Source organism: Microbulbifer sp. VAAF005 (genome assembly GCF_030012985.1).
Lineage (GTDB): Bacteria > Pseudomonadota > Gammaproteobacteria > Pseudomonadales > Cellvibrionaceae > Microbulbifer.
Genome location: NZ_CP120233.1, coordinates 1480369 through 1494309, shown reverse-complemented (window position 1 = coordinate 1494309; position 13941 = coordinate 1480369). Strand labels below are relative to the sequence as shown.

Here is a 13941-nt window from a genome sequence, read left to right as displayed (position 1 = left end):
GCCAGGCTTGCAATACAAATTGGTTGGAAATCTTTGCCGACACGCTCTTGATCTGTGCAGTTTATCCAGACAGAGTTGTCTAGCTACTTACAAAGGGGTTTGCGGTGCTAAAACAAAGAATAATTACTGCTTTGGTGCTATTAGCACTGTTTATGGGGGTATTGTTTTTACTTCCAATGCAGTGGTTTTCACTGATATTTGTGGCGGTTATCCTCCTGGCGGGGTGGGAGTGGGCCAATCTATCGAACTTGAACCGTGCGCTGCGCTTTGTTTTCCTCGCCGCATTGGGGTTTGCCCTAATGGTCACGGCTCAATACGTCTTTTCAATGAATTTTGATGATCCAGATATCGATCGCGGCCGCCAGATTCTGGCTGTAGCCTGTGGTTGGTGGGCGCTCGCTTTCTTGTGGGTGCAGAGCTACCCGTCCAGTGCTGCTCTGTGGGGCAACCGATGGGTGCGAGGTCTGATAGGTCTTGTTGTATTAGTTCCAACCTGGTTGTCACTGGTAGTTTTGCGAGGCTTGGATCATGGAGCCTGGCTGGTTCTTTACGTGGTGGCGATCGTTGCAGCGGCGGATGTCGGTGCTTATTTTGTCGGCCGCAAGTTTGGTAAGAGGAAGCTGGCTAGAGAAGTTAGTCCAGGCAAGTCCTGGGAGGGCTTTTTCGGTGGCTTGGGTGCTTGCTTGATTTTGGCCCTCGTAACCTCCTACCTATTTGAGCTTCCACTGAAAAATACTGTCTTGTTCACTTTTGGTGTCTTGGTTACTGCACTGGCTTCAGTTATTGGGGACTTGGTGGAGAGTATGTTTAAGAGGCACAGAGGGATTAAGGACAGTAGTCATATGTTACCGGGGCACGGTGGCATCCTCGATCGGATAGATAGCCTTTCCGCGGCTCTTCCAGTGTTTACGATGGCCGCACTAGCGAGCGAGCTGCCGAAATACTTGTAGAGGCGTTTCCGCTCCAGTTTTGTGTTTTATTCGCTAGCGCCTAGCTTAATGCTGGGCGTGCAATTGTTTGGTGGCAGCAATATTGCTATCAGAGGTACGAAAAGGGCCTATGCAAGTAATTCCCCCGCAACAAATTACCGTTCTCGGCTCCACTGGTTCGATCGGCGTGAGCACCCTGGATGTGTTGGCGCGACACCCGGAAAAATATTCTGTTTTTGCTCTTACCGCCCGTGAAAGAGTTGCCGACCTTGCTCAGCAGTGTCGGCGATTTAAGCCTCAATATGCTGTTGTTGTCGATGAGGCGCGAGCTGAAGAGTTGCGAATACTGCTTGGCGGCGAAGTCGATACGGAAGTTCTAAGTGGGGTGGAGGGCTTGTGTCGTGTTGCCTCCGATACTCAGGTCGATACAGTCATGGCGGCGATCGTAGGAGCTGCGGGATTGCGCCCAACCTTGGCGGCAGTAGACGCGGGCAAGAAAGTGTTACTGGCGAACAAGGAAGCGCTTGTTATGGCGGGCCCAATATTTCAGAGGGCCTTGAATAAGAGTGGTGCGCAACTGTTGCCGATTGACAGTGAGCACAATGCAATCTTTCAATGTTTGCCATTCCCCTGCGAGGACCTCGAAGCTGCGGGCGTGGAAAAAATACTGCTTACGGGTTCGGGTGGGCCATTTCGCACTCGGGCTGCGAGCGAGTTGGGGGCGGTGACGCCAGATGAGGCTTGTGCACACCCCAATTGGTCGATGGGCCGGAAGATCTCTGTTGACTCCGCCACAATGATGAATAAAGGGCTCGAGTTTATAGAAGCGTGCTATTTGTTTAATGCGCGCCCTGAGCAGATTGAGATAGTCGTGCACCCCCAGAGTATTATTCACTCGATGGTACAGTACCGGGATGGCTCTTTACTGGCGCAGATGGGTAACCCGGATATGCGCACTCCTATTGCCCATGCCCTGGCTTTTCCCCAGCGCATCGATGCAGGGGTGCCAGCTTTGGATCTGATTGCGCAAGGCCGGCTGGATTTTGAGGCCCCGGATTTTAATCGTTTTCCTTGTCTGCGTTTGGCGCGAGAGGCTGTTAATGAGGGAAAAAGTGCTCCAACAGTCTTAAATGCAGCGAATGAAATTGCAGTAGAAGCCTTCCTGGAGGGGCGTTTAGCATTTACTGATATTGCATTGGTGATAGAAAAAGTGATGAATAGGGCTCCCGTTGTTGAACTGTCGGGACTCGAGGCAGTCGAAGCCATTGATTTCAATGCGCGAGAACTGGCCAAGCAGGCGCTTGCCGCCCTCTAAACACATTGCCCGGCGTATAATGGCCGCTAAATTGCGTATGACAAGAAGTTGTAGCTGAGTATGGATCTAATTCAGACGGTAATCTGGGCCTTGGTGGCCCTCGGTGTACTGGTATCTTTCCACGAGTTTGGGCACTTTCTTGTAGCACGCCTATGTGGTGTTAAGGTGCTGCGCTTTTCTGTGGGGTTCGGCCGCCGGTTGATCTCCCGCTATGATCGCCACGGTACCGAATTCACTATTTCCGCTATCCCCCTCGGCGGTTACGTAAAAATGCTCGATGAGCGCGAAGGGCCTGTAGCGGCTGAAGAGCTGGATCAGGCGTTTAACCGCAAGAGCGTATGGGCGAGGATGGCGATTGCCGCTGCCGGTCCTGCCGCTAACTTTCTTTTGGCGGTAGTCTTTTTCTGGGCGGTGTTCCTCGGTGGAACAGCGGGCCCGGTTCCTATTGTGAAATCCGTTGAGCCCGGGAGTATTGCTGCGTCGGCAGGCCTTGAGTCCGGGCAGGAAATTGTTGCTGTTGATGGTGAGGCTACCCCCACTTGGCAGGCCCTCAATTGGCGCCTGGCAAACCGCCTGGGTGATAGTGGCACCATAGAATTCTCTGTGCGCTATCCGGATTCCAACCTTGAATACCATATGGTGGCGGATATCAATCGCTGGCTTGCCGGCCGCGAAGTTCCCGATCCGCTCGGGGAGATTGGTCTGCAGCTGTGGACTCCACCGGTGAGTATGACTCTTCATAATGTGGTGGAGGGGAGCCCGGCAGCCTCAGCTGGACTCAAGGCTGGAGACAAGATTGTCTCGACCGATGGCCGTGACTTTTCATCTTTTCAAAGCTGGACCGATTATGTGAGAGCCCGCGCTGGTGTTCCAATGGATATCACTGTCGAGCGTGGAGGCGAACCGCTGACGGTGTCCGTAACACCGGCGGAGATTAAGCTGGATAGTGGTGAAACCATAGGGCAGGTTGGAGTGCAGCCGGTATCAGAGACTTGGCCGGATGATCGAGTACGGATTTACCACTATGGGGTGGGGGGCGCTTTAGTTAAGGGCTTGCAGGAGACCTGGGATAAAACAGTCTTTACCCTGAATAGCTTGAAGAAACTATTATTTGGTCAACTTTCGACCAAAAACTTGAGTGGCCCCATTACCATTGCTAAAGTGGCGGGTACTTCCGCGGAAGCGGGATGGCAGTCTTTCCTGTCATTGCTGGCGTTGCTCAGTATTAGCCTTGGTGTACTCAATCTGTTGCCTATTCCGGTACTCGATGGTGGTCACCTCCTTTACTACGGTATTGAGGCGATCAAGGGGTCCCCTGTGTCAGAGAGGGTGCAGGTGATTGGTTTGCAAGTGGGTATGGCCTTGGTGCTTTGCATTATGGGGCTAGCTCTGTACAACGATATTTTACGTTTGTAGTGTCCTGGATTGGTTTTTTTCCGGGCTGATAATGTGAGAGAGATTTTTATGCGTGTGAGACGTTTTGTCTTGGCACGATGTTGTTGTGAGTGAAAGCGACTCGGAAGCGGTATGAAGTATTTGCTGAAAGCGATTTTTCTGGGCTTGGTGCTGCCTATCAGCGCTTTGGCACAGTCGTTCGTTCTCAGCGATATCCGAGTGGACGGGTTGCAGCGGGTTTCTGCAGGTACAGTTTTTTCAGCGCTTCCGATTCGGGTAGGCGACGAAGTTGAGCCTATCGAGATTCAGGATGCGACCCGAGTATTGTTTCGCACTGGTTTTTTTGAAGATATTCAGATTGGCCACGAAAACAGCGTTCTTGTTATTACCGTGAGAGAACGACCGGCTATATCAAAGATAGATATAGCCGGGAACAAGGCGATTGCCACTGAGGATCTACTGAAGGCGATGAAGGAATACGGTCTCGCCGAAGGCCAGATCCTAAAGCGTTCGACCCTCAGGGGGTTGACCCAGGAGTTTGAACGCCAGTACGTGGCGCAGGGTCGATATGGCGCCAGTGTTAAAGCGGAGCTCAAGGAACTGCCGCGCAACCAGGTTGAACTGCAGGTTGCTGTTGATGAAGGGGCTGTTGCTGCGATTAAACATATTAATGTCGTAGGAAATCGTGCATTTTCTGATAAAGAGCTGGAAGAGATTTTTGAGCTTAAAACTACCGGCTGGCTCTCTTGGTTGCGCAGTGATGATAAGTACTCTAGTGAGAAACTCACTGGTGATTTGGAGCGCTTAAAGTCCTATTACCTGGATCGCGGATATCTTGATTTTCAGATTGATTCGACACAAGTATCTCTAGGGCCGGACAAGAAGAGTGTATTCATTACCATTAACGTGGTTGAGGGTGGTGTTTACACGGTTAGTGAGGTGGAAATTGCCGGAAACCCGATAGTAGCGGAGGAGGAAATCAACCGCCTGCTATTGGTGCGAGAAGGTCAGCGGTTCTCCCAAGCGAGGGTAACGACCACTTCAGACTATATTGCTAAACGCTTGGGCAACAAAGGTTACGCGTTTGCTGAAGTGAATGGTATTCCTGAGGCCAATGAAGAAGAAAGTACAGTAAAAATTACCTTCTTCATTGATCCGGGAAAGCTCACTTATGTGCGACGTATTAGTTTTCGCGGGAACACTCGCACCGCAGATGAAGTCTTGCGGCGTGAACTGCGCCAGATGGAGTCAGCTTTGGCTTCCACTGCGCGTATAGAGCAATCCAAAGTGCGTCTCGAGCGCCTTGGATACTTGAAGGTAGTGAAAGTTGAAACAACTAAGGTGTCCGGCACCTCAGACCGGCCCGATGTTGATTACATGGTAGAGGGGCAACCCTCTGATTCTGGGGGAGCGGGGCGCTAGTTGGCGCTGTAACTCCTGGATTGCGAATAAAAACACCTGGAATTAGTAGATGAAACATTTCCTGAAAGCGGCTTCTCTTAGCCTGGCACTGCCTCTCAGTGCTTTAGCACAGTCATTTGTAGTTGATGACATCCGTGTGGAAGGGCTACAGCGCGTCTCTGCCGGTACCGTATTCTCAGCTCTCCCTGTGCGAGTAGGGGATGAGGTGGAGACTCTGGAAATTCAGAGCGCCACTCGGGCACTGTTTCGCACTGGTTACTTTGAGGATATCCAAATCGGCCAGGAGAATGGTGTTCTGGTTATCACTGTGCGCGAGCGGCCTGCAATTTCCAAGATCGAAATTACAGGCAATAAGGCGATCGCAACAGAAGACCTGTTGAAGGGCATGCAGGAGAATGGCCTTTCAGAGGGGCAGATTTTCAAGCGCGCTACCCTTGAGGGGTTGGCCCAGGAGCTGCAACGCCAATATGTTGCCCAGGGACGCTATGACGCCAGTGTTAAAACTGAAGTAAAAGAGTTGCCACGCAACCAGGTTGAGCTTCGCGTAATTGTCGATGAAGGCTCAGTGGCCGCTATTAAGCACATCAATATTGTCGGTAACAAAGCGTTTTCCGATGAAGAGCTTGGAGAGATTTTCGAGCTGCAAACTACCGGTTGGTTGTCGTGGCTGCGCAGTGATGACAAGTATTCCCGAGAGAAATTGACCGGCGACCTGGAGCGTCTCGAATCCTATTACTTGGATCGTGGGTACCTGGATTTTAAAATTGACTCCACTCAGGTTTCCCTAAGCCCCGACAAAGAGAGTGTATTTATCACTGTCAATGTGTTTGAGGGCGATGTTTACACCATTAGCGAAGTGGATCTGGCTGGTGATCCTGTAGTTCCTGAGGAAGAAGTTAAGCGTTTACTGTTGGTGCGGGAAGGGCAGACCTTTTCCCAGGTTCGCATGACAACGACCTCGGATTATATTACCAAGCGTCTGGGGAATGAGGGTTACACCTTTGCTGAGGTTAATGGTATCCCTGAGCCCAATAAAGAAGAGAAGACGGTAAAAATTACCTTCTTTATCAACCCTGGTAAGCGGGCTTATGTTCGCCGAATTAATTTCCGAGGTAATACCCGTACTACAGATGAGGTTTTGCGCCGTGAGATGCGTCAGATGGAGTCAGCATCAGCCTCCTCTGCGCGCATTGAGCAATCTAAAGTACGCCTTGAGCGCCTGGGCTTCTTTAAGGAAGTAGAGGTGGAAACCACAGAGGTGCCGGGAACTTCCGACCAAATTGATGTGGAGTACTCCGTTGAAGAGCAGCCATCAGGTTCTATCGGAGGTACTATTGGTTGGGCCCAGAGCAGTGGCTTGGTGCTGGGAGCCAATATTCAGGAGAACAACTGGTTAGGTACTGGTAAATCTGTAGGTATCGGAATGAATGCCTCTACCTACCAGACTTCTGTGAACTTTTCTTACCTCGACCCTTACTTCACTCCGGATGGTGTGAGCCGTGGCTTTAACGTTTTCTATACAGAGAATGATTATTCCGAGGTTAATCTTTCCGATTACAACACTACAACCTATGGTGGTGGCGTTAACTTCGGCTACCCAATGTCGGAGATTTCCCGCGTCGGCCTTAATGTGAGCTTTAATCACCTGGAGTTGTCCACGGGCTCAGGTACGGTACAGGAAATTGCATCGAGCCCTGATCTGATTGATGGTGTTTCCCTCCAGGGAATCACATATGATAACTATGAGTTAATCGAAGAGGCCCTTGCTGAGGACGAGACCCTCGACTTGGCTATGGATATTGATGATAGTCAATTCAATACCACTTTTGATGGGTTTATCGATCGTTACGGTGATTCATTTGATAACGTTGCTTTGACAGCGTCCTACGCCCGCTCAACCTTGAATCGGGGCATCTTGGCGACTCGTGGTGCTTCACAGAATCTTTCATTGGAATTTACAGTTCCCGGTAGTGACCTTGAGTACTACAAGCTGATTTATACGGGGCAGTACTTCCGCCCATTAACTAAGAGTCTGACTTTACGCCTCCGCACTCGTCTGGGTTACGGCGACGGTTTTGGCGATCTTGATGAACTGCCGTTCTTTGAGAATTTTTATGCCGGTGGTTTTGGTTCAGTACGTGGGTTTGAACGTAACACTCTGGGGCCTCGTTCCACACCTTACGAATATTACACCGCTCTTGGTTGTGCTACTGAGGACGGAGAGATCACTGAGTATTGTTACTATGTCGATGACGATGGCGAGCTGGTGGTTAACTCCTACGATGATGCCGATCCGTTCGGCGGTAACATCCTGATCGAAGGTAGTGCTGAGGTAATTTTCCCGATGCCATTTATCAAGGATCAGCGCTCTCTGCAAACTGCTTTCTTCGTCGATGCAGGTAATGTATTCGATACCAGCTGTGGCGATACCCAGATCAACTGTTACGATGTGGACTTTGGTAAGATGAACGTTTCTGCGGGGATAGGCTTGACCTGGATCACTGGCTTTGGCCCGCTGACATTCAGCTTGGCAAAAGCCCTTAAGAAAAATGAAGATGACGATGTGGAAGTGTTCCAGTTTACCCTGGGTAACAGCTTCTAAATTTGTCAGATAAAATGAATTAGGCGTAAATCAGCGCAATTAAAATAAAATCTATTGGAGAGACCGACGTGCTTAAGAATGTAAAAATTGTAGCAATACTGCTTGCAGGTATGACCTTGTCCGGCGCAGCGCTGGCGCAAACCAAGGTCGCGGTACTTAACCTACAGGCTGCGATCATGAGCACTGATGCAGCTAAGACCAAGGTAAATTCCCTGAAGACCAGTTCTGAGTATTCCAAGCTGCAAAGCAGTGCTGAGTCGATTCGAGCTGAACTGCAAAAAATGGCAGAAGATGCCAAGAAAAATAGTGTGACCTGGTCTGATGAACAAAAGACCGAATACCAACGCAAAATGAATTTTCAGCGTTCAGATTTTGAGACGACGGTGAAAAAATTGCGTGCAATGGAAGCTCAAGTGGGTCAAGAGATCCAGGCTTCTATGGGGCCAAAGGCTAGGGATGCCCTGGACGCACTGATTAAAGAGCAAAAGCTTGACGTAGTGCTGGATTCCAATACTGCCTACTATGTAAGCCCCAGCGTCGACCTGACAGAGGCTGTTGTTAAGCGTATGAACGCAGCCAAGTAAGTCGATAGTCTTATATGAAAGATAGCTTTTCTCTTGCCCAGTTGGCGCAAGAGCTGGGGGCCGACTTGCGGTTGGCGCCCGGTTCAGATTCCAATCAAAAAGTTCAGGGTTTAAATACACTGCAGGATGCCGGTGCAGAGCACTTGGCTTTCCTTGCAAGCCCCAATTATCGACGCTTTCTGAAAACGACCAAAGCTGCCGCAGTGCTGGTATCGGAAGAGTTTGTTGAAGAGTGCCCGGTAACGGCTTTATGTGTTGCGGACCCCTACTTGGCCTTTGCTCGAGCAACAGCCCTGTTCGATACAACTCCTGAAGCACCTATTGGTATTCACCCCTCTGCAGTGGTTCACCCTACGGCAGAGATTGGTACTGGTGTCAGTGTGGGGCCCGGCTCTGTGGTCGAGGCCTACGCAAAATTAGAGCCTGGAGCGATTGTTGGTGCTAACTGCTATGTTGGCGAGGGCAGTTTAGTCGGTGCAGGAACACGCCTGTATGCCGGCGTTGTTTTTCATCATAACTGCTCTATCGGTGCACACGGTATTATTCATAGCCAGACGGTTATTGGAGCCGATGGCTTCGGGTTTGCGCCTAATAAAGGCAGCTGGGTAAAAATTCACCAGCTAGGTGGAGTGCAAATTGGCGAAGATGTGGAAATTGGAGCCAATACCTGTATAGACCGTGGAGCTTTGGGTGATACGGTGATTGGGCGAGGAGTCAAGATCGACAATCTGGTCCAAATCGCGCACAATGTGAAGATTGGTGACTACACGGCCATAGCCGGGTGTGCCGTAATTGCTGGCAGTGCTGAGATAGGGAAGCATTGTCTTATCGGTGGTTGTAGCCGTATTAACGGACATATAACGATTACAGATGGCAGTCAGGTGTTGGGCAACACGTTTGTCACTAAATCGATAAAGGATACTGGTAGCTACTCTGGAGCGCTATCCTTTGCCGATAGTTCTACCTGGCGTCGTAATGCTGTGCGTTTTGGTCAGTTGGATCAAATGGCGCGCAGATTGAAAGATTTGGAAAAACAGGTTCAGGCACTGTCCCAAAAGAGTGGGACAGACGATTGAACTTTAGTTATTAATTAATTTAGCTTTGTTGTTTTCGGGGCGTTTTACGCCCCGAAGTGGTTTCTGGGGGCATTTGGAATGATGGATGTACGTGAAATTCGCGAGTACCTGCCGCACCGTTATCCTTTTTTGTTGGTGGATCGTGTAGTAGAACTCGAAGAAGGGAAGTATATAAAAGGCTATAAAAACATTTCTGGAAACGAAGAAGTTTTTAATGGCCACTTTCCGGAAATGCCTATTTTCCCGGGAGTGATGATTGTTGAAGCCCTGGCCCAGGTCTCGGGAATCCTCGGCTTTAAAACGTTTGGCAAAAAACCGGAAGATGGATATCTGTATCTGTTCGGTGGGGTTGATAAGGCGCGCTTTAAGCGTCAGGTGATCCCAGGTGATCGCCTTGAACTCGAGTCTGAAGCGGTATCTGTTCGCAGAAATATCTGGAAATTCGCTTGTAAAGCCAGTGTTGATGGCGAGCTGGCGGCTTCTGTTGATATCCTATGTGCCGTGAAAAAGGTTCAGTAATTCTGTAAAGCTCGCTGGAGAGTTAGGTTCAGGATTTTCCGGGTAGCCTTTGTTTTTAAGGGTACAGGTTACCCAGTACGATTAATGCCGAGGAGTAGATCCCAGAATGCAGACAAGTATCCACCCTACAGCTATTGTCGACTCTACGGCAGTAATTGGTTCCGGGGTGAGTATTGGTGCTTACACCATTGTTGGAGCCGGCGTAGAGATAGGTGATGGCTGTGATATTGCCTCTCATGTGGTGCTTAGTGGGCCGACCAAACTGGGGAAGAACAACCGAATCTACCAGTTTGCTTCCGTAGGGCAGGATACCCCGGATAAAAAGTATCGTGGTGAAGAGACGACACTCGTTATTGGCGACAATAACGTGATCCGTGAGGGGGTGACGATTCATCGCGGTACTATCCAAGACCGGGGCGAGACCACAATCGGTAACGAAAACTTGATTATGGCTTATGCCCACATAGGCCACGATAGCGTCGTCGGTAATCACACAATTATGGTGAATAACTGCGGGCTAGCCGGTCATGTGATTGTAAAAGACTGGGCGATTCTGAGTGGTTATAGTCTGGTTCACCAGAATTGTACCGTGGGAGAGCATGCCTTTCTGGGGATGGGTGCTGCTATCGGTAAAGACGTTCCTGCTTATGTTATGGTTGCCGGGAATCCTGCCGAAGCAAAGACCATTAACTCAGAAGGGCTGCGCAGACGGGGCTTTTCTAGAGAAGATATTGCCCTGATCAATAAAGCTTACAAGACTGTTTATCGTCGCGGTCTCACTATGCAAGAGGCGCTGCAGGCCTTGATGGAGTTGCGCGAACAATCTCCAGTTATTCAGCCGTGGATAGAGTCTTTGCAATCTTCCACCCGCGGCATTGTTCGCTGATTCACTTCCCTTTGGAGCTGTTTCGTGCAGCTCCGATTGCACTTTATTGAACTCCCATTTCATTCCAACATAAACAGCTCCCCAAGAGGAGGGATTTAGGCGTGTCAGAAAAAAATAAGCCGATACGAATTGGTATTGTTGTCGGTGAGGCGTCAGGAGATATCCTCGGTTCTGGTTTGATGACTGCATTAAAAACTCGGCTTCCCAATGTAGAGTTTGAGGGAATTGCCGGGCCGCGCATGCTGGAACTGGGTGCTAAAAGTTTATTCCCTATGGAGCGACTATCGGTAATGGGGCTGGTAGAACCTTTGAAGCGCCTTCCAGAACTGTTGAAAATCCGCAGATCTCTCCGTCGCCACTTTACTGATAACCCTCCCGATCTATTTATTGGTATAGATTCGCCGGACTTTACATTGACTCTTGAGGCTGCACTCAAGGCTGAGGGTATCCCCACCGTCCATTATGTCAGTCCTTCGGTTTGGGCCTGGCGGCAGGGTCGAATTAAAAAGATTGCGCGGGCTGTCGACCACATGTTGACCCTGCTTCCATTTGAAGCGAATTTCTACCGAGATAACCAAGTACCGGTGACCTTTGTTGGCCACCCTTTGGCTGATGAAATTCCCCTGCAAGTGGATGTCGCCGGCGAACGCAAAGCATTGGGCTTTGAGAAAGACGACCGGGTAATTGCCCTTTTGCCTGGCAGTCGTGGAGGTGAGGTTCGCATGCTGGGGCCGTTGTTTCTGCAGACGGCCCGATGGTGCCACCAGCGTCACTCGGATGTTAAATTTGTTATTCCCGCTGCCAACAAGCAGCGTATGGATGAGATTCAAGAGCAGCTAAAAGATTACCCTGAACTCCCTATTACTTTACTTGAGGGGCAATCGAGACGGGCCGTTTCTGCGGCAGACTGTGTGCTCATAGCATCGGGTACAGCAACCTTAGAGGCAATGCTGCTTAAAAAGCCCATGGTCGTTACCTATAAGCTGGGCAGGTTGACGTCATTGATCGTCTCACGGATGCTGCACACCCCATGGGTTTCGCTACCAAATTTATTAGCCCAAAAAGAACTGGTGCCAGAAATTTTGCAGAATGATGCCATTCCAGAGAATCTTGGTGCGGCAGTGATGCAGTACTTTGAAGACCCGCTTCTTGGGGATCATTTAGAGCGCGAGTTTTTCGAGATGCATCAACAGTTGAGGCGAAATGCTTCTGAGCGGGCTGCCGATGCCGTGGTGGGGCTACTGGAAGCTAAGCCGGAATCTGCCGAGTAGTAAGTTATGAGTAGTAAAACAGAATTGCCCCCCTATGTTTGCCCTTTCAAGGGTGATTTGATTGCAGGTGTCGATGAGGTTGGGCGCGGCCCCTTAGCTGGTGATGTAGTTGCCGCAGCTGTGATACTCGACCCTAACAAGCCAATTGCCGGGCTTGCCGACTCCAAAAAGCTGACTGAAAAAAAGCGCGAGCAGTTATTTGATGAGATTTGTGAGCGAGCGCTCAGTTACTCCATAGCTCGTGCAACGGTTGAGGAAATTGACCAGCTAAATATTTTGCAGGCAAGTTTACTGGCGATGCATCGTGCAGTTGCACAGCTATCCGTGCAGCCTGAATTTGTGTTGGTGGATGGCAATAAAAAACCGAACTGGGATTATCCTTGCGATACCGTTGTAAAGGGAGATGGTCGTGTCGCTGCAATTGGGGCGGCGTCTATTTTGGCTAAGGTGACCCGTGATAGGGAAATGGTGGTGCTGGACTCTGAATATCCCGGTTACGGCCTTGCAGGTCATAAAGGGTATCCCACCAAGGCGCATATGGAAGCTTTACAGTTGCAGGGTCCCACTCCAATACACCGCACCAGCTTTGCGCCGGTAAGGCGCTTGCTAGAAGAGGTTGAGTGATAAACGGTTGTAGCGCTATTTATCGATTCGCTTGATTCTGGCCCGGGTAATCATCTTGTCTGAGACCTCCTCAATTTCCACCAGGTAATTGAGGATGTACAGGCTGATATTACCGTCGGGGATGCTCTCCAGGTGTTCCATTGCCAGGCCGTTAAAGGTTTTTGGCCCATCAGTGGGCAGTTCCCAGCCCAGGGTGCGATTAATATCGCGAATAGAAGTGCCGCCTTCGATCATGTACCAGCCATCTTCTATGGCGACTATCTCCTCGTCATCGCTGGGTACTGGACTTGCGGTGAAGTCGCCGACAATTTCCTCCAGCAGATCTTCCAGGGTAACGATACCCATTACCTCTCCGTACTCATCAACTACCAGCCCCATGCGGCGCTTGGTTTTCTGGAAGTTCATCAGCAGTGTGGGGAGTGGTGTTGCCTCGGGTACGAAGTAAGGCTCATCGGTGAAGGAGTTGAGCTGCTCTGCCGTTAAATTTTCCGGTCCGTCGCGCAGTATTTGCGCCGCTTTTCGCAGGTGAAGTATGCCTACTACTCGATTGATGTCACCGCGATATACGGGGAGGCGAGTGTAGGAGCTTTCCGCTAGCTGCTGCAGGATCTCTTCGGCGCTGTTTTCCAGGTCAACGCCCATGACTTCATTGCGCGGAATCATGATGTCTTCAACGGTTGCTTGGTCCAGGTCCAGCACGTTGAGCAACATGCCTTTGTGTTTGCTGGGAAGCAGGGCGCCTGATTCGAATACAACGGTTCGGAGCTCTTCGGGGGCCAGGTGTTCCGCTTCGCTATTCGCTTTTGTTTCGACTCCCAACATGCGCGCTAGGCCGTTGGATATGCCACCAATCAACAGCACCAGGGGAGTGAGCAGCCATTGCAGTGGGCGCAAAATAAATGAGGCGGGGAAAGCAATTTTTTCCGGGTGTAGAGCGGCAATAGTCTTTGGTGTGACCTCAGCAAAAATCAGTAGGGCAAGAGTTAAGACTATGGTGGTGAGTATTTCTCCGTATATCTGCGCGAATACTGAGCCGGCGATTACGGATACAAGAACGTTAACGAGATTGTTGCCGATTAGAATTGAGCCGATCAGCTTGTCCGGGCGTGCGAGCAGCTCGGTGGCGCGCTTTGCCCCGCGGTGCCCGCTTTTGGCTTGGTGCCGCAGGCGATAGCGGTTAAGCGCCATCATGCTGGTTTCGGAGCTGGAGAAGAAGGCGGATATCAGTATCAATAGGGCCAGCAAACCGAATAGCAGGCCCATGGGCATCTCGTTCAAGGGAGAACTCTTTTTATTTCCAAGCGGAGATATTGGAACA

General features: G+C 50.4%; 11 protein-coding genes and 1 pseudogene. 11 read left to right on the top strand and 1 reads right to left on the bottom strand.

What is annotated here, in order from left to right:
* Window positions 1-104: 104 nt before the first annotated feature.
* The 11 genes and pseudogenes from P0078_RS06675 to rnhB all read left to right on the top strand — a co-directional run bounded on the left by P0078_RS06675 (window position 105) and on the right by rnhB (window position 12623).
* Window positions 105-950, top strand: coding sequence for a phosphatidate cytidylyltransferase (locus P0078_RS06675; protein ID WP_282933673.1), 846 nt, complete (start codon window positions 105-107; stop codon window positions 948-950).
* A gap of 109 nt (window positions 951-1059) precedes the next feature.
* Complete coding sequence (gene ispC, locus P0078_RS06670) at window positions 1060-2244, top strand: 1-deoxy-D-xylulose-5-phosphate reductoisomerase (protein ID WP_282933672.1); 1185 nt, start codon at window positions 1060-1062, stop codon at window positions 2242-2244.
* Window positions 2245-2304: 60 nt separating this feature from the next.
* Window positions 2305-3660 carry an RIP metalloprotease RseP gene (rseP, locus tag P0078_RS06665; RefSeq protein WP_282933671.1) on the top strand — a complete coding sequence of 452 codons (1356 nt, stop codon included), beginning with the start codon at window positions 2305-2307 and terminating at the stop codon, window positions 3658-3660.
* 111 nt (window positions 3661-3771) lie between these two features.
* Window positions 3772-5049 (top strand): annotated as a pseudogene (gene bamA, locus P0078_RS06660) (outer membrane protein assembly factor BamA); the annotation flags it as partial.
* A 61-nt stretch (window positions 5050-5110) separates the two neighbouring features.
* Window positions 5111-7663 (top strand): outer membrane protein assembly factor BamA, encoded by a 2553-nt coding sequence (bamA, locus tag P0078_RS06655; RefSeq protein ID WP_282933669.1) that lies wholly within the window; start codon window positions 5111-5113, stop codon window positions 7661-7663.
* A 68-nt stretch (window positions 7664-7731) separates the two neighbouring features.
* Window positions 7732-8247, top strand: a complete 516-nt coding sequence (locus P0078_RS06650) for an OmpH/Skp family outer membrane protein (protein WP_282933668.1) — start codon at window positions 7732-7734, stop codon at window positions 8245-8247.
* Window positions 8248-8261: 14 nt separating this feature from the next.
* The gene (gene lpxD / locus P0078_RS06645; protein WP_282933667.1) at window positions 8262-9323 is read left to right on the top strand and encodes a UDP-3-O-(3-hydroxymyristoyl)glucosamine N-acyltransferase; all 1062 of its coding nucleotides are present in this window, start codon (window positions 8262-8264) and stop codon (window positions 9321-9323) included.
* A gap of 78 nt (window positions 9324-9401) precedes the next feature.
* Window positions 9402-9842, top strand: coding sequence for a 3-hydroxyacyl-ACP dehydratase FabZ (gene fabZ / locus P0078_RS06640; RefSeq protein WP_108734005.1), 441 nt, complete (start codon window positions 9402-9404; stop codon window positions 9840-9842).
* A 106-nt stretch (window positions 9843-9948) separates the two neighbouring features.
* Window positions 9949-10728, top strand: a complete 780-nt coding sequence (gene lpxA, locus P0078_RS06635; protein ID WP_282933666.1) for an acyl-ACP--UDP-N-acetylglucosamine O-acyltransferase — start codon at window positions 9949-9951, stop codon at window positions 10726-10728.
* 101 nt (window positions 10729-10829) lie between these two features.
* A complete protein-coding gene (gene lpxB / locus P0078_RS06630) occupies window positions 10830-11999 on the top strand; it encodes a lipid-A-disaccharide synthase (RefSeq protein WP_282933665.1) in 1170 nt (389 codons plus the stop codon).
* A 6-nt stretch (window positions 12000-12005) separates the two neighbouring features.
* Window positions 12006-12623 carry a ribonuclease HII gene (gene rnhB / locus P0078_RS06625; RefSeq protein ID WP_282933664.1) on the top strand — a complete coding sequence of 206 codons (618 nt, stop codon included), beginning with the start codon at window positions 12006-12008 and terminating at the stop codon, window positions 12621-12623.
* A gap of 15 nt (window positions 12624-12638) precedes the next feature.
* Here rnhB and P0078_RS06620 read toward each other — a convergent pair whose 3' ends face one another.
* Window positions 12639-13901: an HlyC/CorC family transporter gene (locus tag P0078_RS06620; RefSeq protein ID WP_282933663.1), complete on the bottom strand. Its 1263-nt coding sequence runs from the start codon at window positions 13899-13901 to the stop codon at window positions 12639-12641.
* Window positions 13902-13941 lie beyond the last annotated feature (40 nt).

Coding starts and splice junctions, on each gene's coding strand:
- lpxA (WP_282933666.1), top strand. CDS start 9,949: ATGCAGACAAGTATCCACCCTACAGCTATTGTCGACTCTACGGCAGTA.
- bamA (WP_282933669.1), top strand. CDS start 5,111: ATGAAACATTTCCTGAAAGCGGCTTCTCTTAGCCTGGCACTGCCTCTC.
- ispC (WP_282933672.1), top strand. CDS start 1,060: ATGCAAGTAATTCCCCCGCAACAAATTACCGTTCTCGGCTCCACTGGT.
- rnhB (WP_282933664.1), top strand. CDS start 12,006: ATGAGTAGTAAAACAGAATTGCCCCCCTATGTTTGCCCTTTCAAGGGT.
- rseP (WP_282933671.1), top strand. CDS start 2,305: ATGGATCTAATTCAGACGGTAATCTGGGCCTTGGTGGCCCTCGGTGTA.
- lpxD (WP_282933667.1), top strand. CDS start 8,262: ATGAAAGATAGCTTTTCTCTTGCCCAGTTGGCGCAAGAGCTGGGGGCC.
- fabZ (WP_108734005.1), top strand. CDS start 9,402: ATGATGGATGTACGTGAAATTCGCGAGTACCTGCCGCACCGTTATCCT.